Origin of the sequence: Rheinheimera soli (assembly GCF_021290985.1) — a bacterium.
GTDB lineage: Bacteria > Pseudomonadota > Gammaproteobacteria > Enterobacterales > Alteromonadaceae > Pararheinheimera > Pararheinheimera soli.
Map to the genome: position 1 here is coordinate 40,520 of NZ_JAJOYU010000016.1, position 20,915 is coordinate 61,434.

18 protein-coding genes are annotated in these 20,915 nt (G+C 46.3%); 12 read left to right on the plus strand and 6 right to left on the minus strand.

Going from position 1 to position 20,915, the window contains the following annotated elements; translation table 11 throughout:
• Positions 1-23 precede the first annotated feature (23 nt).
• From LSG37_RS12375 to LSG37_RS12405, 7 genes are all read left to right on the plus strand, one after another.
• Positions 24-749 (plus strand): SapC family protein, encoded by a 726-nt coding sequence (locus LSG37_RS12375; RefSeq protein ID WP_233080166.1) that lies wholly within the window; start codon positions 24-26, stop codon positions 747-749.
• A gap of 6 nt (positions 750-755) precedes the next feature.
• On the plus strand, positions 756-1,781 hold the full coding sequence (locus LSG37_RS12380; RefSeq protein ID WP_233080167.1) for a cupin-like domain-containing protein: 1,026 nt from the start codon (positions 756-758) through the stop codon (positions 1,779-1,781).
• A 44-nt stretch (positions 1,782-1,825) separates the two neighbouring features.
• Positions 1,826-3,319, plus strand: coding sequence for a tryptophan halogenase family protein (locus LSG37_RS12385; RefSeq protein ID WP_233080168.1), 1,494 nt, complete (start codon positions 1,826-1,828; stop codon positions 3,317-3,319).
• Complete coding sequence (locus tag LSG37_RS12390; RefSeq protein ID WP_233080169.1) at positions 3,279-4,040, plus strand: DUF6445 family protein; 762 nt, start codon at positions 3,279-3,281, stop codon at positions 4,038-4,040. Before LSG37_RS12385 ends, LSG37_RS12390 begins: the two co-directional genes overlap by 41 nt.
• 142 nt (positions 4,041-4,182) lie before the next feature.
• Positions 4,183-5,511: a GH1 family beta-glucosidase gene (locus tag LSG37_RS12395; RefSeq protein WP_233080170.1), complete on the plus strand. Its 1,329-nt coding sequence runs from the start codon at positions 4,183-4,185 to the stop codon at positions 5,509-5,511.
• A gap of 54 nt (positions 5,512-5,565) precedes the next feature.
• The gene (locus LSG37_RS12400; protein WP_233080171.1) at positions 5,566-6,897 is read left to right on the plus strand and encodes a glycoside-pentoside-hexuronide (GPH):cation symporter; all 1,332 of its coding nucleotides are present in this window, start codon (positions 5,566-5,568) and stop codon (positions 6,895-6,897) included.
• Positions 6,898-6,997: 100 nt separating this feature from the next.
• A complete protein-coding gene (locus LSG37_RS12405) occupies positions 6,998-7,993 on the plus strand; it encodes a LacI family DNA-binding transcriptional regulator (protein ID WP_233080172.1) in 996 nt (331 codons plus the stop codon).
• A gap of 53 nt (positions 7,994-8,046) precedes the next feature.
• On the opposite strand, the gene LSG37_RS12410 is transcribed toward LSG37_RS12405, so the two are convergent.
• The 3 genes from LSG37_RS12410 to LSG37_RS12420 are packed head-to-tail and all read right to left on the minus strand — an operon-like array spanning position 8,047 to position 9,969.
• Positions 8,047-8,850, minus strand: a complete 804-nt coding sequence (locus LSG37_RS12410) for a DUF4198 domain-containing protein (RefSeq protein WP_233080173.1) — start codon at positions 8,848-8,850, stop codon at positions 8,047-8,049.
• 4 nt (positions 8,851-8,854) lie between these two features.
• Positions 8,855-9,349 carry a DUF2271 domain-containing protein gene (locus LSG37_RS12415; RefSeq protein WP_233080174.1) on the minus strand — a complete coding sequence of 165 codons (495 nt, stop codon included), beginning with the start codon at positions 9,347-9,349 and terminating at the stop codon, positions 8,855-8,857.
• An 11-nt stretch (positions 9,350-9,360) separates the two neighbouring features.
• A complete protein-coding gene (locus tag LSG37_RS12420) occupies positions 9,361-9,969 on the minus strand; it encodes a PepSY-associated TM helix domain-containing protein (protein WP_233080175.1) in 609 nt (202 codons plus the stop codon).
• Positions 9,970-10,243: 274 nt separating this feature from the next.
• Between LSG37_RS12420 and LSG37_RS12425 the strand changes: the two genes are divergently transcribed.
• From LSG37_RS12425 to LSG37_RS12440, 4 genes are all read left to right on the plus strand, one after another.
• Positions 10,244-12,670, plus strand: coding sequence for a TonB-dependent receptor domain-containing protein (locus LSG37_RS12425; protein ID WP_233080176.1), 2,427 nt, complete (start codon positions 10,244-10,246; stop codon positions 12,668-12,670).
• A gap of 235 nt (positions 12,671-12,905) precedes the next feature.
• Entirely contained in the window at positions 12,906-13,904 is a 999-nt protein-coding gene (locus LSG37_RS12430; RefSeq protein WP_233080177.1) for an SMP-30/gluconolactonase/LRE family protein, read from the plus strand.
• Between the two features lie 90 nt (positions 13,905-13,994).
• Entirely contained in the window at positions 13,995-14,678 is a 684-nt protein-coding gene (locus LSG37_RS12435; RefSeq protein WP_233080178.1) for a response regulator, read from the plus strand.
• 30 nt (positions 14,679-14,708) lie between these two features.
• Positions 14,709-16,196, plus strand: coding sequence for a sensor histidine kinase (locus LSG37_RS12440; protein WP_233080179.1), 1,488 nt, complete (start codon positions 14,709-14,711; stop codon positions 16,194-16,196).
• Positions 16,197-16,251: 55 nt separating this feature from the next.
• On the opposite strand, the gene LSG37_RS12445 is transcribed toward LSG37_RS12440, so the two are convergent.
• Positions 16,252-18,123 carry an Ig-like domain-containing protein gene (locus tag LSG37_RS12445; protein WP_233080180.1) on the minus strand — a complete coding sequence of 624 codons (1,872 nt, stop codon included), beginning with the start codon at positions 18,121-18,123 and terminating at the stop codon, positions 16,252-16,254.
• A 185-nt stretch (positions 18,124-18,308) separates the two neighbouring features.
• Here LSG37_RS12445 and LSG37_RS12450 point away from each other — a divergent pair, with 185 nt between their 5' ends.
• Positions 18,309-18,626 (plus strand): DUF1840 domain-containing protein, encoded by a 318-nt coding sequence (locus LSG37_RS12450; RefSeq protein WP_233080181.1) that lies wholly within the window; start codon positions 18,309-18,311, stop codon positions 18,624-18,626.
• Between the two features lie 183 nt (positions 18,627-18,809).
• Here the strand turns inward: LSG37_RS12450 and LSG37_RS12455 are convergent, their stop codons facing one another.
• Positions 18,810-20,366: a KAP family P-loop NTPase fold protein gene (locus tag LSG37_RS12455; RefSeq protein ID WP_233080182.1), complete on the minus strand. Its 1,557-nt coding sequence runs from the start codon at positions 20,364-20,366 to the stop codon at positions 18,810-18,812.
• A 141-nt stretch (positions 20,367-20,507) separates the two neighbouring features.
• Positions 20,508-20,912, minus strand: a complete 405-nt coding sequence (locus tag LSG37_RS12460; RefSeq protein WP_233080183.1) for a VOC family protein — start codon at positions 20,910-20,912, stop codon at positions 20,508-20,510.
• Positions 20,913-20,915: the final 3 nt, after the last annotated feature.

Sequence of the window (20,915 nt, forward strand, 5' to 3'; positions counted from 1 at the left end):
CAGACAACAGACCGGGATACAGTATGAGTCACAATGTTTTACTGAACAGTGTTGAACACCGAGACCTGAAGGTGATTACGGCCAGAGGCGAGGATTATGGCGATGCAGTCTGGTTTGCCATCACTTTTCCACAAGAGTTCCGTACCGTTCAGGCTCATTACCCTATTTTTTTTCACAAAGACAATCACAGCAATCAGTTTTTTGCCGTCGCTCTTTTTGGTTTTCAGGATCAGGAGAATCTGTTTTTACAGCAGGATAACTGGCGTGGTTGTTATGTGCCGCTGATGCTCAGGCGTCAGCCGTTTTTAATTGGTCAGCAACTGGTGCGTGAAGACGGTATTGAAACCGCACAGCGTGTTATTCATATAGATTTAGACAATCCGCGAGTCAGCAGCACTGAAGGCGAAAGCTTATTTTTGCCTTTTGGTGGCAACAGCCCTTATCTGGACCAAGTCGCCAGTATGCTGGAAACTATTCATTTCGGCATGCTCGACAGCAAGGCTTTTATTGACCTGTTGCTTGAACATCAATTGCTGGAATCTTTTACTTTGGATCTGACGTTCAGTAATGGCCAAAAACAGCAGCTGGCAGGTTTTTATACTATTCATGAAGAAAACCTTGCCACCTTATCGCCAGAGCTGTTGGCGCAACTGCATCAAAAAGGTTATTTGCAGGCGATTTATATGGCCATAGCTTCTCAGGCTAATATCCGGCATTTGCTGCAGTTAAAAAACAAGCAGTTTGAGTAAAACCTGATGAGCATGTTGAATAAGCCATTAGCACAAGTAAAAACGCTGGAAGGATGCGACCTGGCGGATGCCTTGGCGTTGATCACAAACGCCAGCCAGCCGCTGGTGTTTAAAGGCTTATGTAAAGACTGGCCTTTAGTTCAGGCTGGTTTGGTTTCAGCCTCTGCTGCTGCCGATTATATTCGGCAGTTTTATCAGGGGAATCCTGTCAGTGCCTGTTATATCGAGCCCGATCAGCAAGGCCGGGTCTTTTATAACGCAGAGCAAAATGGCTTTAATTATCAGGGCGGAAAAATTGATTTTAATCAACTGATTGAGCGTTTATTTGCACTGAATGGTCAAAAAGAAGTACCTACTTATTACATGGGCTCTACTGAAATCAACCATTGGTTTCCGGGTTTAGCAGCACAAAACAGTCTGGCTTTGGATGGCGTCAATCCGTTAACCAGCGTCTGGTTAGGTAATCAATCCAGAATAGCCGCTCATTATGATTTTCCGCAGAATCTGGCCTGCAACGCTGTCGGACACCGTACTTTCACCTTATTCCCGCCAGAACAAATTGCCAATCTGTATCCAGGCCCAATGGAATTTGCGCCTGGCGGCCAGGATGTCAGTATGGTGGATTTTGCCGCGCCTGACTTTGAGCGTTTTCCTCAATTTGCAGAAGCCTTGCAGCATGCGCAGGTGGCCCATCTTGAACCTGGTGATCTGTTATTTATTCCCAGTATGTGGTGGCACCACGTCGAAGCAAAAGATGCTTTTAATGTGTTGATCAGCCATTGGTGGCGAGACACTCCAGCCTATTTAGGCCGCCCGAATAATGCCTTGTCTATGGCTGTGCTGAGCTTACGTAGTTTGCCTAAAGCGCAGCGTCAGGCCTGGAAGGCCATTTTTGATTACTACATTTTTGAGCATGATGAGGTATCGCAGGATCATATTCAGCCAGAGGCTTTAAAAATGTTAACCAAGCCGCTGGATGAGCTAAACGCGCGTCAGATCAGAGCTGATTTACTGAATAAATTAAAACGCTGAGTACAAACTACAACTATAAAAGCACCAATCAACAGGGTGAACAGATGAATAACGCACAACACAGAATTAAAAAAGTGGTGATAGCCGGTGGTGGAACAGCGGGCTGGATGACCGCGGCTGGCCTGACTAAATTACTGGGTAAAAATCTTGAAGTGGTCTTAGTTGAGTCGGACGACATTGGCACTGTGGGCGTCGGAGAAGCCACTATCCCAACTCTGCATATTTTCCACCGTTTACTGAATATCAAAGAGTCCGAAGTGATGGCGGCCACCAATGCCACCTTTAAACTGGGCATTCAGTTTGAAAACTGGAAAACGCTGGGCGAAGACTATATTCACTCCTTTGGCTTTTTAGGCAAAGACTGCTGGGCTTGTGGTTTTCAGCATTTTTGGGTCAAAGGCAAACAAAAAGGCATAGCCAGTGAAATTGGTGATTATTGCGTAGAGCATCTAGGTGCCCGTCAGGGCTGTTTTGCCGTCTTGCCGAATCAAGATCTGAACCACGCTTATCATATGGATGCGTCCTTATACGCTAAGTTTTTGCGCCGTTTGTCCGAACAGCATGGCATTAAACGTATTGAGGGCAAAATTCGTGAAGTGCAGCAGCATATGGATGGCAACATCAGTGCTCTATTGCTGGAGTCCGGCGAGCTGATTGAAGGCGATTTATTTATCGATTGCACTGGCTTCCGTGCTTTGTTGATTGAACAAACACTGAATACCGGTTTTGAAGACTGGAGTCACTGGTTACCTTGTGACAGTGCTTATGCAGTGCAAACCAAAACCACGCAAGAGCCTGTTGCTTATACCCGCGCTATAGCCCGTGATGCTGGCTGGCAATGGAAAATCCCGCTGCAAAGCCGGGTTGGCAATGGCCTGGTGTTCTGTAGTAAATTTATGACAGAAACTGAAGCCAAACAAAGGTTGATCGACAATGTCGAAGGTGAAATGCTGTTTGAGCCACGGCTGATTAAATTTAAAACCGGCACCCGCCGTCAGCATTGGAATAAAAACTGTGTGGCCATTGGTTTATCCAGTGGTTTTCTGGAGCCGCTCGAGTCGACCAGTATTCATTTGATCCATCGCAGTATTATTCGTCTGCTGCAGATGTTTCCGTCCAACGGCATAGCCTCTGCTGATGTGGATGAGTTTAACCGCCAGACTAAAATCGAAATGGACAATATCCGCGACTTTATCATCCTGCACTACAAAGCGACCGAACGCACCGATACCAAGTTCTGGCGTTACTGCAAAGATATGCAAATCCCGGACACTTTGACTCATCGTATGGAGCTGTTTAAACAATCCGGTAAAGTTTATAAGTTTGCGCAGGAATTATTTGGCGAAAGCTCCTGGTTGCAGGTGCTGATTGGTCAGGGCTTAATGCCGCAGCAGTATCATCCTATTGTGGATTTAATGCCGGATTCGGAGCTGAATGATTTCCTGATGAGCATTAAACACAATGTGAAACGCACTGTGAGTCAGTTCCCGACTCACCATGAGTTTATTCAGCATTACTGCAAGTCGTCTTTGGTCTGAGCAGGCGATGATGGACGCGCTGAATTATCAGGTGAATAGCAGCATCAGGCCCGAAATTATTTATCTCGGGCAGGAAAAAACGCCACTGATCATGATTGATGACTTTGCTGTGGATTTGTCTGGCCTGCGCCAACATGCACAGCAAAGCGATTTTATGCGGGAAAATCAAACCTATTACCCGGGACAGCGCGCTGTATTGCCAAAAGACTATGTAGCCGCCAGTTTAAATGCTTTGTATCAGTTGATTTATAAAGTCTATCAGGTGCCAGAAAAGCTCAGATTAAAACCACAGATGCTGTTTTATGCGCTGATCACTCAGGCCGAAAACAGCCTGCATCCACTGCAATGTATGCCACATTTTGATACCAGTGCCCCTTATTATTTTGCACTCTTGCATTACCTCAATGACAGTCCTCATGGCAGCACAGGTTTTTTCCGGCATAAACCTACAGGTTTTGAGCGGGTGACCGATCAAAGGCGGCAAGAGTATTTCCAGTCAGCGCAAAACTTTATTGATACTCATGGTGCACCACCTCAGCGTTATCAGGTGCAAAGCAATGAGCATTATGAGTTGTACCACCAAGTCCCTTACCAGGCCAACAGACTGATTATTTACCCCAGTAATTTGTTGCACTCTTCACTGGTAGACAGAACAACAGACATAGATGGCTCGCCTGTTACTGGTCGTTTAACCGCCAATATGTTTATTGATTTCGTATAAGCCCAAACAGCCCTGAACAATAACAAATAAGGATTTGAGTATGGTCAGCACAACACAAAAAATGAAAGCGATTACAAGTTTGGGCCAGTTTTGAACAAGCTACTTTTACCCTCTAATTTTTAAAGATGAAAAGAAGATAACGATGAATTATGAACTGCCGAAAGGCTCGAGATTGCTGAAAAAACAATTTACTTATGGGGTTGCTACCTCATCCTTTCAGATTGAAGGTGGCATAGAACAGCGCTTGCCTTGTATCTGGGATACGTTTTGCGCCACACCGGGTAAAGTGAAAGATGGCTCGAACGGCGATTTGGCTTGTGATCACTACAACTTATGGCGTGATGATATAGCCCTGATCAGCTCACTGGGCGTAGATGCCTATCGTTTTTCTATCGCCTGGGCCAGGGTAATGAATAAAGACGGCAACCTGAATCAGCAAGGTGTTGATTTTTACATCAATATTCTGGATGAGCTTAAGGCAAAAAATATTAAGTCTTTTGTCACCTTATATCACTGGGATTTACCCCAGCATATTGAAGATCAAGGCGGCTGGCTGAACCGCAACACCGCTTATTTGTTCCAGGATTATGCTGACAAGTTAAGCAAAGCTTTTGGTGATAGAGTCTATTCTTATGCCACTCTAAATGAACCCTTTTGCAGCTCCTACTTAGGTTATGAGGCTGGTATTCATGCGCCTGGACTGACTAAAAAAGCCTATGGCCGACAATCGGCGCATCATTTACTGTTGGCGCACGGTCTGGCCATGCAAGTGCTGCAGAAAAATAGCCCAAACAGCATGAATGGCCTAGTGCTGAACTTCACTCCGGCTTATCCATTGACCGACAGTGCGGCAGATATAAGAGCGGCCCAGCTTGCCGACGACTACTTTAACCAGTGGTATATCAAACCTGTGTTTGATGGTGCCTACCCTGACTCTTTTGCCTTACTGGCCGATGAAGACAAGCCGATGATTGAAGCTGGTGATTTTGACATTATCAAAGCGCCACTGGATTTCCTTGGTGTGAATTTTTACACCCGCACTGTGTATAAAGCCACAGAAGGCCGCGACTTTATCGAAGTGGATATGGTCGATGCGCCTAAAACAGATATTGGCTGGGAAATTTATCCACAGGCCTTTACCGATCTGTTAGTGTCTTTGCATCAGAAATACAAACTGCCTCCGGTTTACATTACCGAAAATGGTGCTGCGGCGGCCGATCAACTGCACAATGCTGAAGTCGATGATCAACTACGCTTGTCCTATTATCAGCTGCATTTAAATGCAGTGCATCAGGCGGTTGAGCAAGGTGTGGATATTCAGGGTTATTTTGCCTGGAGCTTAATGGATAACTTTGAGTGGGCCGAAGGTTACTTAAAGCGTTTTGGTATTGTGTATGTCGACTACGACAGCCAGCAAAGAACTGTGAAAAACAGCGGTCTGGCTTACAAACGATTGATCAGTAATCGTTAATTTATAAAAAGTAATAATTTCAAATCAACAGCTTATAATAAAGGTGCGCTCACCATGGTTAGTGTAAAGGAGAAAATTGCTTACGGCCTCGGGGATACGGCAAGCAATATAGTGTTCCAGACCGTCATGTTGTTTCTGACGTTTTTTTATACCGACATTTATGGCATATCGCCGGCCTTTGTTGGCACCATGTTTCTGGCTGTGCGTATCATAGATGCAGTCACAGATCCGCTGATGGGCGCTCTTGCTGACCGTACTCAAAGCAAATATGGCAAGTTCCGGCCTTATTTGCTTTGGTTTGCCTTACCTTTTGGTTTGATCAGTGTATTAGCCTTTACTACGCCGGATTTTGGCGAAGAAGGCAAAATGATCTATGCCTTTGTCACTTACACCTTGCTGATGCTGGTCTACACCGCCATTAATATTCCTTATTGTGCTTTGGGGGCCGTGTTAACTGCCGATCCAAAAGAGCGGGTGTCAGTGCAGTCCTATCGTTTTGTATTTGCCATGCTCGGTGGCCTGATGGTGACCTCTTTAACTTTGCCGCTGGTGGAGTTTTTTGGTCAGGGCGACAGAGCCAAAGGTTATCAACTGACCATTATGGCGATGAGCGTGCTGGGCGTATTGATGTTCCTGGCTTGTTTTTATGGCACCAAAGAGCGGATTAACCCACCTAAAGAAAGCTTTAGCCGCAGCTACATGGACAATTTCCGTCAGCTGTGGAAAAACGATCAGTGGCGTGTTCTTGCACTAGTGGCCTTATGCCTGCTGAGTGGTTATGTACTTCGCACAACCCTGGCTATTTACTATGTGAAGTACTATCTGGAAATGCCGGATAGCATCACCCTGTTTATCACTTTGGGTATGCTTGGCAGTATGGTGGGCTGTATTATTGCGCAGCCTCTGGCCAAGCGTTACTGCAAGGTGAAGCTCTATATTGGCATACAGATTTTGGCCGCAGCCCTTTGTGCCAGTAGCTATTTTGTCGCAGCAGACAATGTCACTTTGGCCATAGGTTTGTATGTACTGTGGAATTTAGTATTCAACACTGGAACACCGCTGCTTTGGGCGAAAATGGCTGACACAGTTGATTATGGCCAATGGCTTACTGGTGTTCGCACTACAGGTATGGTGTATTCATCGATCATTTTCTTTATCAAAATGGGCATAGCTATAGGTGGTGCTTTAGGTGGCTGGTTGTTGGCAGGTATGGGCTATCAGGCGGATGTGGCTCAAACTGAAGAAACCAAAGCAGGCTTGTTGCTGGCTTTTAGCTTGTATCCGGCTATAGGGTCGTTGATTGTGGCTTTTGTCATGGGTGCTTATAAGCTAAATACGCAAAAAGTTGATGAAATCACCCTGGAATTGAAGAGAGCTGCAGAATAAAAGCTGCTAATATGACGGACTACAGGGCATTTCAGTCTTTGCTGAATTACTCTGTAGTTCCCGATTTTCTTAGACTTAACCAGAAGTGACAGCACTATTTATGGCGACTATTTACGACGTTTCTCAGCTTGCAGGTGTATCTCTGGCGACTGTCTCCAGAGTGATGAATAAAAACACCAATGTCAGTGAAAAGACCAAACAAAAAGTGCTGGCCGCTATGGCTGAACTGGGCTACAGGCCCAACACTTTTGCTCAGTCTTTGGCGTCAAATTGCTCGAATAGTGTTGGGGTATTAGTTTCTCAGCTGGATGGTCCTTATTACGGTCCTATGATGGCGGAAATAGAAGCTGCACTGCGAGCCGATAACCGTCACGTCATTATTGCTGTAGGACACAGCGACGCCGCTCAGGAAATAGACAGCGTAGAGTTTTTGCTGAGCAAAGGCTGTGACGCTTTGATCCTGGATGTGGAAGCTATTTCCGATGAATACCTGATTAAGCTCAGCAAAAGTTCTACTCCTATAGTACTGATCAACAGATACATAGCGGAGATCAGCGACTGCTGCATTTATTTAAACAATGAGCTGGGGGGTTATATGGCGACCCGGCATCTGCTTGATTTAGGCCACAGAGAGATTGCCTATATTTCAGGCCCATCAAAAAAACACGATGCCATAGAGCGGCTTGAAGGCCATAAAAGAGCTTTGGCCGAAGTGGGTATTTCTTACGATCCGGCGTTGTGTTTTGAAGGTGACTACAAAGAAGACAGTGGTGTGGATGGGATGAACTACCTGTTTAGTCAAAACAAAACTTTTACTGCTGTAGTCTGTGCCAACGACCAGATGGTGTCAGGTGCTATTTCAGTCTGCCTGGAACGGGGTATGAAAATTCCGCAGGAGTTGTCTTTTGTCGGTTACGACAATATTCCTTTTGCCCGATATGTTTCACCTAAACTGACCACAGTGAACAACCCTATTCATGAAATGGGCAAAATGGCTGCTTTGTGGTTACTGAAGAATCTGTATAAAAAGGATGTTGAAGTAGCCAATGTTTTTGAACCAGAACTGGTGGTACGTAACTCAGCTATCCGGATCTAACCGTTGAGGAAGAACAGCCTCTGTGCCAAAAACACAGAGGCTCAGTCACAGACTTAAGGTAAAGTCGCTTCTAAAGTTAAAGTTAAACCTTCACGGATTTGATCCGCTAATTCAGAGTCGGCTTTAGCAGAATACGAAGCCTCAATCAAAAATACGCCTGCTTCAACAGGGGTGTAAGTAAACTGGCCGGTGGCATCAGTTTTATGCTGAACACGGCCTGCTTCATCACGGTAACGCTCACCTTCATAGGACACTTCCAGCTCAACACCAGCCTGGGCTTTACCGTTAACTAAAAAGGTAAAAGTGACTGGCTCACCCGCCACTATGTCAGCTGGGTGAACTGAGCTTTTAAACTCCAAACCTTCGTTTTTCAGTGCCAGCACTTCAGAGGTTGGTTTGTTGACTGTGATAAAAGCCACGGAGCGGCTGCGGCTTTGGCTGGTCACTACGTCAGTCGCATTAGCCGGCAGTTCTTTAGCGCGGCTCTTTTTATCGGCCATCAGGCGTTTACGTTCATCACCAACTTTGTACATAGTGTTAAAACGTGCCGGGCCAGCTAACTCCAGTCTGTAAGTGCCTTCAGCATTCAGCTCTGCATCGACCTGAGATTTACGTTTGCCTTGGTATTTATGTTCAATCGCCTGTTTTTTGCCATCTGGCGTATACAAAGCTACGTTGTCTACCGGAATACCTTTGTCTGCCACAAAAGTCATATTGGCGGCACTGACATCGGCAGACACCCAGCTACCAGTTTTAGATAATACAAAGTGACTTGGTACTACCCATAAGGTATGAGCCAAAGCCGGAGCGCTAACCGCAGTGGCAAGCAGTAATGAGGCCAGAATAGATTTTTTCATAGGACTAGTTTCCCTGTACTGAAGTAAGTTTAATTTTTCCCAGCTCAGTGCTGGCTTTTATTTCGATCTGAACAGCGCTGCCGTCCCAGGTGAATGCTTGCTTCGCCAGATTGCGTCCGCCTTGTTCACGGGCAGCTTCGACGAAAAGAACATAGTTACCTGCAGCCACGGCTTTACCTTGTTCGTCTTTGCCATCCCAGCGTACTTTGTAGCTACCAGGACCTTTGGTGGCGCCTGTTCTTGCATCCACTAATTGCGGCTCACTACGGCCCAATTTGCGCCAGAAACGGCGTAAGTCTTTAATCCAGTCAGGCTTGTCTAACCAGGCTTCAACTAAGCGCACTGGTTGCTGTTGTTCGTTTTCTATCCATACAGCCACATAAGGTCTGTGGTAAGTACCTGTCTCAATTTTTGGCAGCTCAACCTGAACTTCCAGTTCTGCTTGAGCCATAACAGTGCCGCAGCAAAACAGCATCACAGCGACTAAATACTTGTGCATAATTTTCCCTCTTAATGAAACGAAGCTATATAAGCCAACAAAGCTAATACCAAACCAGCTACAGCCGTGGCATTGCCAAAATATCTTCTGTTGGGCTGACGCCACAATAAGTAAAAACCGGACAACGCAAACAACACACAAAACACTGCAGTAATATCAATCAGCCATTTCCAGCTGCTGCCTGCATAACGGCCTTTATGTAAATCGTTGGCCAAAGCCAGGTAACCACCAAACTCAGCGTCAAGTTCTGCAGTGCGCTCTGCTAAATCAATCACCACTGCGGCATAACCGGCAGGGCGCTTAAAATCAACTTCTAATAGTTCATCTTCTGGCGAAAAACTCAGGTTATAGCCGCCCTGTAATTGGTGCTCCTGCTTTAACCAATCGACATACAAGGCCATAGCTGCTTGTTGCTGATCTTCAGGAGTATTCAACAAATCAGGTAACTGTTCAGGCAGTTCCAACTGCAGCTGCTGGCTGGTTTTGCCCAGACTGCTGCTGAGTTCGGGGTGGTTTAAGGTGATACCCGTGATGGCAAAAAATAACAGCAGTAACAATACCAACATTGCGCTGTAGGTATGTAACCAACGCATCCAACGAGCTAAAGCTGAACTTTTCACAACACCCCCATAAAAAACTTTCGCTATGCTACTGAGAATTGTTCTTGTTTGCAAGCGATCTGCAAGTGATTGATTTTGCTGTTCGTCTCAAAAGCGCTCTTGCATGGCTTATCACGACAACTGCAATTGCAAATGGTTCGCAATTGCTATTGATCTTTTAATGAGAATCACTATCATTGGCGACCATTGCCCTTTCATTGCGTTTCTTTACATAGTCCGGGTGTTGGTTTTATCCACTTTGTTGTGGTGAGCTGCCCGAATAACAGGAGTTTTTATGTTCAAGTCCCGTCCGGCCAAACTGGTAGTCGCAACTCAACTTGCTTTAGGTTTAATTGTTACGGCGCAGGCAGAAGATGCTGCTGCAATTCGAGATAACAATATTGAACATATAGTCGTTACGGCTTCAGGTTTTGAACAAAAACTGGTGGAGGCACCTGCCAGTATTTCAGTGATTACGGCAGAAGAGCTGCGCTCTCGTCCTTACACCACTTTGCTGGATGCGGTTCGGGATCTGGAAGGTGTTGATATTGGTGAAACCCGCGATAAAACCGGTCAGGGTACTATCAGTATGCGTGGTATGGGATCGGACTACACCTTGATTTTGGTGGATGGTAAACGTCAGAACAACCATGGTGATATTTATCCAAATAACTTTGGTGGTAACCAGTTTGGTCATATGCCGCCACTGGATACCATAGAACGTATTGAAGTGGTGCGTGGCCCGGCTTCTACCTTGTATGGTGCTGACGCTTTAGGTGGTGTCATCAACATTATTACCAAAAAAGTTACGAATGAATGGGCTGGCTCTGTCAGTCATAGCCGCACCGCACAAACAGATGACAGATTTGGTGAAGAGGTCACGACAGACTTCAACGTCATGGGGCCGTTAATACCAAATGTTTTGGGCATGTCTGTTCGTGGCAGTGCTTACAACCGTATGGCTTCAACCCCAACCTATTCACCTGTGGTTTATCCTAACGGCGAAGTGCTGAATCGCTCTTTGGGTTTTGGTTCTGGCGGTAAAACTGTAGATAACGACAGTTCAGTATTAGGTAGTCGTTTGAGCTGGACCCCGGTTGAAGGTCAGGCAATTTGGTTTGATATCGAAACATCCACTCAGGAATACGATAACAGCCCCATCATCAACGACGATGGCAGCCGTGAATATCCGGTAGGTACAGTCGACAATATTCAGAGTATCTGGGCTGCTGGTAACTTCTGCCGGGGCGCAGCTGGCACCAATGCTAACGCTTGTGCCACTAATGGCGGCACCTGGACCCGTCGTGCCAACCCACAGGTTGGTTATAGCCCAACTCAGGAATTTAGCCGTGATACCTGGTCTTTAAGCCACGAAGGTAAATGGGATCTGGGTAACAGTTTTATGTCGTTATCTTATGTCGATACACAAAACCATGGCCGTACTTTACCTTTTACTTTGGCTGAACGTGCCCAGTTATTGACGATGATCGATGGCACTGGTGCTTATGCAGGTTTGTCAGTGGATGATCGCAGAGAGTTAGCAGCACAAACCTTCCTGCCAAGAGCCAAACGTAAAATGGCCAGCAATCAATATACTTTTGACGCCAAAATGGATATGCCATTTGAACTGGCGGGCCAGCACACAGCCATAGTGGGTACGCAAGTGATCCGTGGTGAACTGGAAGATGGTGTATTTGGTATGGAAAGCGGCACTCCAGGTGAAGTGCAGGAGCACAATATGTGGTCCATTTTTGCTGAAGATACCTGGGATGCAACACAGGAATTCGCATTAACTGCAGGCTTGCGTCGTGACGACCACGAAGTCTTTGGCAGTGAGATGAGCCCACGTTTATATGGTGTGTATACCTTAAGCCCGGAATGGACTATCAAAGGCGGTGTCAGTACTGGTTATAAAACGCCAAAAACCACTCAGCTGTATGACGGCGTAGTTGGTTTTGGTGGCCAGGGTACATCCCCAATGTTTGGTAACCCGGATCTGAAACCAGAAACCAGTACGTCCACTGAAATTGCAGCCTATTGGGAACACCCGGATAACCATAACTTCAACATCACTATTTTCAATAATGAATTTGAAGACAAGATCGCCTCTCAGCCTTGTGGTACAGGCACTGCTTTGGTCTGTACTAACACAGGGGAATATGCTGAATTGGGTTATGCCACCAGCAGCAAAACGGTCAATATAGATAAAGTAACGATACAAGGCGCTGAGCTGGCAGGACGCTGGCAGATTATCGACAATGTCGCTTTCCGTGCTAACTACACTTACACCGACAGTGAGCAAAAAAGTGGTGCTAATGCAGGACAACCCCTGACCAACACCGCCAAACATATGGCCAACCTGACGCTGGACTGGGCTGCGACTGATGATTTGAAAGTGTTTCTGACCTCAGAAATGCGCACTAAGCGCTACCGCACCTGGGACACTATTAAAGACGAAGCTCTGTACTTTAAAGCGTACGAAGTGCTGCACTTAGGTGCCAGCTATGAAGCCAGTGACACTGTCACCTTCACGGCCCGGATCAATAACTTAATGGATAAAGACTTCACCACCTACGACCTGAACTTTGTTGAATGTGACAGTGGTACCAACTGTGTGTTTGATGCCAATGGCGAAAATGGCTACATAGGCAGCTACACTGACCATTACAACAACAAAGACAAAGCCCGTAACTTATGGGTGAGTGTAAACGTTCGCTTCTAAGCTTGTCTGCAGGCTAACCACAGAAAACCGCAGATGATCTCTGCGGTTTTTTTTGCCTGCATTAATTGTAGATACTGATTTGATTCGTGGTGTGCATACCCTGCAGCACAATCTCAGAAAAAAAGTAAAACTGAAACTAAGTTTATCTGCCATCTGCAGTGCTTTGGTTGCGCTAACAATGCTACATTGTTGCTTTTCCAACCAAACCCTTTCCAACCAAACAAAGGTGACAAGGATGCGACATAGTTTAACGCTGCTTTTTTTTATATCGTCTCTGGCTTTTGCCAATCCATCCCCTATTCCAGCCAACCCGGTACAACAACTAAAACCAGAGCTTGCTCAGGTGATTGCTGCCGATGCTCAGTTAGAGATACTGGCTGAAGGTTTTCGCTGGGCTGAAGGCCCTGTAGCTGAGCCCAAAACAGGGGATATTTTGTTTTCTGATGTACCGGAAAACAAAGTTTGGCGTTGGAATACGAAAGACGGTTTAACTTTGTATCTCAGCCCGTCAGGCCATACAGGTTTTGTTGACGAACCTTCTATCAAAGAAGGTGCTAATGGCTTGATTTTTAATCAGAACAATCAGTTGGTGCTGGCACAGCATGGTGACAGAAGACTGGCTGTATTGACGTCAATCGATGCCAAAGGCCCGGTATACCAGAGCTTGACCACCAGTTATCAAGGCAAGTTGTTTAACAGCCCTAATGATCTGGTGCAACACAGCAATGGCAGTTATTTATTCACCGACCCGCCTTATGGCTTAAAAGATGCGGACAACTCCAAACAAAAGCAGCAGACCTTTAACGGTGTCTATTGGCTTAAAGGCAATGATGTCACTGTTGTCACAGAGAAACTAACCCGCCCTAACGGTTTGGCGTTATCGCCGGATGAACAATGGCTTTATGTTGCCAACTCAGATCCACAAGCTGCACAGTGGTGGAAATACCCTCTGGCAGCAGATGGCACCGCAGGTGAAGGTCAGCTATTTTTTGATGCCACAGCCTGGGTGAGCAGCAAGCCCGGCTTACCAGATGGGTTAAAAGTACTGCCATCTGGCCACTTGCTGGCGACTGGTCCTGGTGGTGTGCTGGTGTTTAACGCTAAAGGTGAACATTTAGGCACTATTCAAACCGGAGTGGCAGCGGCCAATGTGGCATTGAGTTTGGATAAACAGTATTTATACATTACCGCTTCCAGTTACTTACTGCGGATTAAACTGAAAACAGCAGTGTAAGCAAAGGGCTGTGTATAGAAATGTAAAGCTGCTCTATTACTGAACAGCTTAAGGTTAAACTGCGGCCAATTGAATCCGGAGTACCAGCCCTTGAACCCTTTATTGCTGATAGATGATGACCAGGAACTCACCTCCATATTAAGCACTTACTTACAGCGTGAGGGCTTTGTGGTGCAGGTTGCAAACGACAGCCAGCTGGGCCTGCGGCAAGCCATTTCGGGTCAGTATGAATTACTGGTGCTGGATGTGATGATGCCAGGCTTAGACGGCATCTCTTTGTTACGCCAAATACGTCAGCATTCCAAAGTACCGGTCATCATGCTTACAGCTAAAGGCGATGACATCGACAAAGTGCTGGGGCTGGAACTGGGCGCTGATGACTATGTCGCCAAACCTTGTTTGCCGCGCGAATTAGTGGCACGTATTCGGGCTATTTTGCGTCGGGTACAACAGCAGCAGGCTGAGCCAACCGAAGTGAAGGTAGGGCCTTTAACACTTGAACCTGGTGCACGTAAAGCCTGGGTCAATGGTCAGTTGATTCAGTTGACTGGCGCTGAATTCAGCGTGCTCTGGGTTTTAGCTTGTCAGGCCGGGCGACTGGTCAGTAAAGCCGAATTATCCTTACAGGCTTTAGGCAAAACCTTAACTCAATATGATCGCAGTCTGGATGTGCATATCAGCAACATCCGCCAAAAACTGGGCAAAAGAGAAGACCAACAAGCCTGGATTGAAGCCGTGCGTGGCAAAGGCTATCAACTGATGCAGCGAATTTAAGTTATGGGCCAGGTGTTCTGGAAGTTTCTATTGGCCTTTTGGGGCGCGTTAATTCTGGCAGGCACTCTGGTTTGGGCTGTAAACGAAGTAAGCCGTTCTAAGGACGATGAGCCCAAACCTGTCTGGATAGGCCCACAGCTGCGTTTGGTGTTAGGTTCAGCTCAATTGATGATGGACTCTGGTGGTATTCAATTGCTTGGCGACGTATTGCAGCGCTGGGAAGAAGATCCTATGTCGCGCGATAAAATTTTGCTGCTCAATCACCAGGGCGAAGATTACTTACAGCGTGACGTGCCCGAAAACTGGGCAGAATTATTGAAAGAACAGCCCGAATACAAAGTGCAGGACAAAACTGGCCAGAGCTGGTTTTTGTTAGCTGTACCCCGCCATGAGTTTTTATTGGACTGGCTGCGCAGCGGCAGAGGTATTATGTCCAGCCGCTCTATACCGGCACAACGTATTGATGTTCAACATTCACAACCGGCCAGACCCCATGGTCCTCCGGCATCAGGTGATGCTGTAGAGCCTTTTGGTCCTACTGGTTTTGGTGATAAAGGACCGCCCCCTGAAATGCAGGGTGTAGCTGTCAGGGCCACTATGCCTATGCCACCAGTATGGTTTCACCCGGCATTTTTACTGGCTGCTATTTTGGGTACCAGTTTATTGGTCAGTTTCTGGCTGGCCTGGTATTTCGCCTCTCCGGTACGCCAATTAAAACAAGCTTTGCAGTCGCTGGCATCCGATCACTGGCTGACTCAGTTGGGTCCCAAAGTCACAGGGCGGCGTGATGAATTTGGTGCTGTGGCCCGCAGTTTTAATCAGATGGCTCAAAGTGTCGAGCAAGCCATTAGTGGTCAGCGCCGCTTATTGCATGATGTATCTCACGAATTCCGCTCGCCCTTAGCCCGCTTACAAATACTGGTTGGACTGGCGCGGCAAACTCCGTCAGAAAGCGCCATGGTATTGGATAAAGTGGAAGCTGAAACTCAGAAACTCAATGCGTTGGTGGAAGAAATTCTGACCTATTCGCGACTGGAAAGCGGTGCCGCCGCAGTCAAGTTGCAGCAAGTGGACTTGCTGGAGCTTTTGGAGTCTGTAGCTGAAGATGGTCGACTGGAAGCTTTATCGCAGCATAAACAATTGCTGGTAAAAGCTGATGCTGTAGTGCTGGTGCACGCTGACCCGGACTTACTTTATCGGGCTTTGGAAAACCTGATCCGTAATGCCATTAAATTTACCCCGGCAGACACGCAAGTGACTGTTGAGCTACTGCGGCAGGAACAGCAGGTACAAGTCAAAATTTCTGATCAGGGGCCTGGTGTGGCATATGATGATTTAGCCAAACTTTTTACTCCGTTTTTTCGTGGTCAAAGCAAAAAAGACGGTGTGGGGTTAGGTTTAAGTATTGCTAAACGAGCAGTGGAAAGCTGTGGCGGAGAATTGAAGCTGCATAACCTTTATGCAGCTTCCGGTATAGCCTGTGGTTTTCAGGCGGTGATTAGCTTACCGCTGAAATAACAGGAACAACCCTAAAGACCAAAAAGCCCGAACCAGGCGGGCTTCTTTTGGATGTTTAAGGCACAGTCACAGTTATAGCTAAAGGCGTGCCATCGGTAACGCCTAAAGTGATAGTCGCTCTATCCCCTGAAACTCCACCCGTGGTCGTTATGCTTAATTCACATTGACCATTTAAGTCTGTGCGACGGCTGCCTGTGGCTAAGCAGCTACCAACAAACACCTGCAGATTACCTATATTGTCGTCATCGTAACTAATACCCGCTTCAAAATTCAGGAAAGGTAAGCGCACTAAGCCCTGATCCCGGATTTCCAGACTCAGAATAGTATTGCCGCTGATATTGGTTATACCCGATGTAATAACAGCTGGGCTGATATAGGAAAAACAGGCCCTGTCATCAATGGTTGTAGCGCTGCTGCCGCTTGCTTCAGCAACAACCCACACCTGAGCCGAACCCCGAGGGGAGTGACGTGTGTCTAAGCTGGATGAAACACAGCTGGTTAAAATGGTGTCCTGATTAGCCGGGTAAGTCAGAAAAAAGCTGGCCGCTCCGTCCTGGGTAACCGCCTGACCACTGACCAGACCTTCTTTAGCCGGGTCTACACCTGAAACCTGCATACCTAACAATGAAGCTCCAACCAGATATTCCAGCCCAGTTTCTGTATTCAGGTAGTTTTTGTTCACTGTCACTGTAGTGGCCTGATTAGGTAAGGCGGCGACAAAACGACTTTTATCTTCAGCTTGCGCGTTAAAAATAAGCACCCTGTCCTGGGCCTCAATAAAACGAGAGGTATTGTTTCGGGTAATGACAGCGCTTTGAAACAACGCATTGCTTAAATCTGTGAATACTGTCGAATTGGCCGTAGTGGATGCATTGCCATCAATGACAGTACTGCCAAAACCATAGTTAATTTGTGGTGCTCTGTTAGACAACAACACACTGTCAATAACACCCAGGTTGATCACAGTGCCATCTGCCACAGGATTACCGTATCTGTCGGTGACCAGCAAACCACCTTCGCGGCGGTAAGTACCGTTGTTCATATTCTGAATACTTGCAGCTACCGGATAACTGAACACAATAGAGTGAGCAGGGCCAGAAGCTATGCTAAGTGCTGACGTAGTGGTTTGAATCACTGGATCGTAACTTTGCCCTGAAGCATTTAACGCTTCTGCCCGTAATTCGATCACGCCGGGTAACTGGCCTGAACTCAGAGTTAAAGTAGCAACACCGTTGGTGGTGGCAACATCCAGAGTTCTGGTATTTTGTACCAGTTGGCCAGAAGCCTGAGTGCCCAACAGCATTTCTCCGCCGTTTGGTTGAGTTGTAAAACTAACCCGCACATTATTTACTCCGGCCGGAGCATCTTGCGCAGCGCCACCTGTAGATGTGAGTAAACGTACTGTAATAGTACTGCTTTCCATTTGACCTACACCGGCCACATAAATGGCGCGCTCACTGGCGGCAATGCTGATACTGGCTGGTACTGGCCGTTCAGGTTCTACAGCAGTTCCGGTGATAGTTACAGTAGTAGTGGTCTGCACACCATTTACATAAGCAGTGACAGTAGCGGAACCTGCACTTTGGCCCGGGTATAAGCGAACAGCTGCTACACCATCCCCTGCGTCATTAGAGCCACCCCGGCCTGTTTCAGCTGTAGTGCGTGTCATCACTTCTGTGGCACTAAAACTACCCAAATTGGTACTGAATTGAACTGTGGCGTTACGCAACAGTGCGCCATCTGCATCCCGGACTATTGCGGATATAGTGGTAAAACGCTCTGGAAAACCAATATCCAGACTGGCGGTGCTGGCACTGACAGTCACTGCAGTAGCATCTTCGGTTTTATCTGAACCACCACAGGCTGCTAAGAACAACAGAGGTAAGACTAAAAACAGACTATGAAAAAAACGTGGCAACACTGTCATACATCATCCTTGTAACCAGATCGTTAGCTTATGTAAAATTTTGCAGATTTTACTGAATTCTAAAGAGGTACGTTGCTTTTGTATAGACGTCAGTCGAGTTCTTCAGTCGTCATTTGTTGTTTGCTTGTGGTTTGTTGCAGAACAGCGCATGCTGAAGCTTCATTCATCCGGAATATCAGATTGTTATGTTAATCACTTTTAAATCCATAGCCGCAGCGCCAGTACAGATGTTTGGCAATGTCGCTTTGCAGTTGCTGGAACTGATGGGGCGTTTACCTAAAGCACCAGGTGCTTTATTTGCTGACGATGTAGCTGAAGCTTTGGCTTTGTTGCAGCAAGGCTTATCAGAACTGGAAGCCCGGGAAGAGGCAGAATTACTTGAAGATTCAGCAGATAAAGACCAGGAAAAACCCAATGCGATTCCGCTGAAACACCGCGCAGTGCCTTTAATTGCATTAATGCAGGCGGCGATACGCGAGAAAAAAGGCGTAAGCTGGGAGTAACTTTTTCCCCGTCGTACTTGAAACTGCAGCTTTTTTTGACCGAGCTCCAAATGTGGTAGTTGGTATATTTGGGAATGCGATATGCGTTGGTACTTGGCTGCTAAATTGACTGCCGCTATACTAAGCCGCAACAACACCCCTCCAGCTACCCGTCAGATCAGCTCCCTGTGAGGGGTTACTAATTTAGCCTTCTTCTAAATTAAACTTGCCTGCCAATTCCAGAATATCGTCAATTTTCTCTAATATTGTATTTTTGTCATCGAAGAATTTTGAGTAGTGAATGCCTTGAATTCTTTCATGGCTCATGTAGTTTTGGGATTGATATTTACCTGTTTTTGCCTCCATAATTTTGGTTGAAAGTTTGAAAATCCGGAGTGCCAGATCTCTATACGTTAGGTATTCGCTTTGCTTTAGCGTCTCATGCCAGCTTTTGGCGTTGCCAAAAATATCCTGCCTTATTGATTGGTTTATCCTCCTTGAATTGACCTCTTCAACGAATAGTCTGTTCATCTGCTGTTGCAATCCATCTTCATCTAATTTGTGTTTACTAATATTTTTGTATGCTAAGGCATCTTTCGCCTGAAGTGCTGCGGCTAGAAGGATCGGCATAAATGGTAGCTTCTTACTTTCTACATCAGAGAGTTTAAGCGTGACTTCAAGTCGAGATAGCCATTGTTTAATGGTTCTTAAGTCGAATGCCAAATCGTGCGCAAGATCCGCAACAATTGCTGCATAACCTGATTCGTCTGCCTTATAGTAGATATCACCATCTGAGCTGTAAGCGTCAAATACAGTTTTAAATTCTGGTTGCGCCAGAATAAAGTTTTTTGATGTTGGTATGGCTAACTGAAAACTGGCATCAAAAAAGCGTTTTAGGTAGTTATAGCTGCCAAACTTTTCACCGTAGACAGCATTTATCGAATGCTGCAGCTGCTCTGAGTCGGTGGCAATTACAAAAAATATCTGAGGAATACCAAATACATGCTTAATAGCCTCGAGCATTTCAATCGCAAAGGTTGGACGGCAACGATCCAGTTCATCCACAAAAATAAATAGCGGGTAAGTGAGTTTTGTTTTTTTAACTTCACTTACTATGCCGTCCAATAGCTCGGCAATGGCCATTTTGAGCTCATCTACTGCCACGGTTTCTTTGCTGATGTTATCCAACAATAAAGCTGTAGTTTTTGAAGCTAAATCATCAACAGCTGATTTTTCTGCTTCAAACTCGCCTTTTTCCCGTATTTTTTCCAAATCAACCCGAAACATGGCTTTCACCAACTCAGGCCCTAACACTTTGGCGGTAGAGAATAGTTTTGATGCTCTGAGCTTTTCGCTCAGGCTCTTATCTCTGGTCGACTGCTTTTCTAAAGCGTCGATTATATGCTGCAAAATAATCAGTAAAGGACTGTCGTTGTGATCGTACTTCCAAGCGTCTATATACACCACGGGATGCTGGTTTTGCAGCGTTAAAAGCCAGCGTTTTAAAAACCATGTTTTGCCTGTACCCCAGGGGCAGTTCAGGTTTAGCACGTACCCAGCTTTTTTGAGTTTGGCCAACTCAGTTAAGAATTTCGCCGTATCAGCCCTGTTGAGTTGATCGATAGGCAAAACTTCAGGTTCGGTTAAACCCGCAACTGCCGGTGTTGGGCCGTCAAAAGCAAAGCTTTGTTTAGGCTCATCGCCCATAGGCCAGCACACTGCTTTTGACCAATCAAAATTTAACTCTGTATGTTCTGCCATTGTCTGTCCCTGATTTGCTTTTCCTCAGTGTGCCTTTAGGTTGCTTTACAGCCTGCACTGTGGGCCCAGCTGTCTACCAACAGTAAGATCTTTTTATTGCTAGTAAACCGGGGCCATGCCCTCGGTTTACCCTCATTCGGTCTAGCCAGCCACTGCGGCCGGGTCCATCCAGAAGAACTCCCAGATATGACCATCTAAATCCAGCACGGAGCGGCCATACATAAAGCCTAAATCCTGTTTTGTGTTGATATCAGCTGTACCGCCCGCTTTAGTCGCAGCATCACACACCTGATCCACTGCTTCTTTATCTTCACAACTTAAGGCCAGCATCACCTCGCTGCTGCCTGAGTCTGGTATTGGTCTTTGAGTAAAACTTTGCCATTTGGCATGAGTTAATAACATCAGGTAAATATGTTCACTCCAGACCATACAAGCGGCAGTGTCGTCGCTGAACTGCATATTCTGGCTAAAGCCCAGCGCCTGATAAAATTCGATAGCAGCAGTTAAGTTGCGGCAGGGTAAATTAACAAAAAGCATTTTGGCCATGGG

What these genes read in the sequence shown, in the direction of transcription:
- LSG37_RS12425 (WP_233080176.1), top strand. Translation starts at nt 10,244, where the DNA reads ATGTTCAAGTCCCGTCCGGCCAAACTGGTAGTCGCAACTCAACTTGCT.
- LSG37_RS12455 (WP_233080182.1), bottom strand. Translation starts at nt 20,366, where the DNA reads ATGGCAGAACATACAGAGTTAAATTTTGATTGGTCAAAAGCAGTGTGC.
- LSG37_RS12410 (WP_233080173.1), bottom strand. Translation starts at nt 8,850, where the DNA reads ATGAAAAAATCTATTCTGGCCTCATTACTGCTTGCCACTGCGGTTAGC.
- LSG37_RS12375 (WP_233080166.1), top strand. Translation starts at nt 24, where the DNA reads ATGAGTCACAATGTTTTACTGAACAGTGTTGAACACCGAGACCTGAAG.
- LSG37_RS12405 (WP_233080172.1), top strand. Translation starts at nt 6,998, where the DNA reads ATGGCGACTATTTACGACGTTTCTCAGCTTGCAGGTGTATCTCTGGCG.
- LSG37_RS12415 (WP_233080174.1), bottom strand. Translation starts at nt 9,349, where the DNA reads ATGCACAAGTATTTAGTCGCTGTGATGCTGTTTTGCTGCGGCACTGTT.
- LSG37_RS12445 (WP_233080180.1), bottom strand. Translation starts at nt 18,123, where the DNA reads ATGACAGTGTTGCCACGTTTTTTTCATAGTCTGTTTTTAGTCTTACCT.
- LSG37_RS12430 (WP_233080177.1), top strand. Translation starts at nt 12,906, where the DNA reads ATGCGACATAGTTTAACGCTGCTTTTTTTTATATCGTCTCTGGCTTTT.
- LSG37_RS12460 (WP_233080183.1), bottom strand. Translation starts at nt 20,912, where the DNA reads ATGGCCAAAATGCTTTTTGTTAATTTACCCTGCCGCAACTTAACTGCT.
- LSG37_RS12395 (WP_233080170.1), top strand. Translation starts at nt 4,183, where the DNA reads ATGAATTATGAACTGCCGAAAGGCTCGAGATTGCTGAAAAAACAATTT.
- LSG37_RS12390 (WP_233080169.1), top strand. Translation starts at nt 3,279, where the DNA reads ATGAGTTTATTCAGCATTACTGCAAGTCGTCTTTGGTCTGAGCAGGCG.
- LSG37_RS12385 (WP_233080168.1), top strand. Translation starts at nt 1,826, where the DNA reads ATGAATAACGCACAACACAGAATTAAAAAAGTGGTGATAGCCGGTGGT.
- LSG37_RS12380 (WP_233080167.1), top strand. Translation starts at nt 756, where the DNA reads ATGAGCATGTTGAATAAGCCATTAGCACAAGTAAAAACGCTGGAAGGA.
- LSG37_RS12450 (WP_233080181.1), top strand. Translation starts at nt 18,309, where the DNA reads ATGTTAATCACTTTTAAATCCATAGCCGCAGCGCCAGTACAGATGTTT.
- LSG37_RS12400 (WP_233080171.1), top strand. Translation starts at nt 5,566, where the DNA reads ATGGTTAGTGTAAAGGAGAAAATTGCTTACGGCCTCGGGGATACGGCA.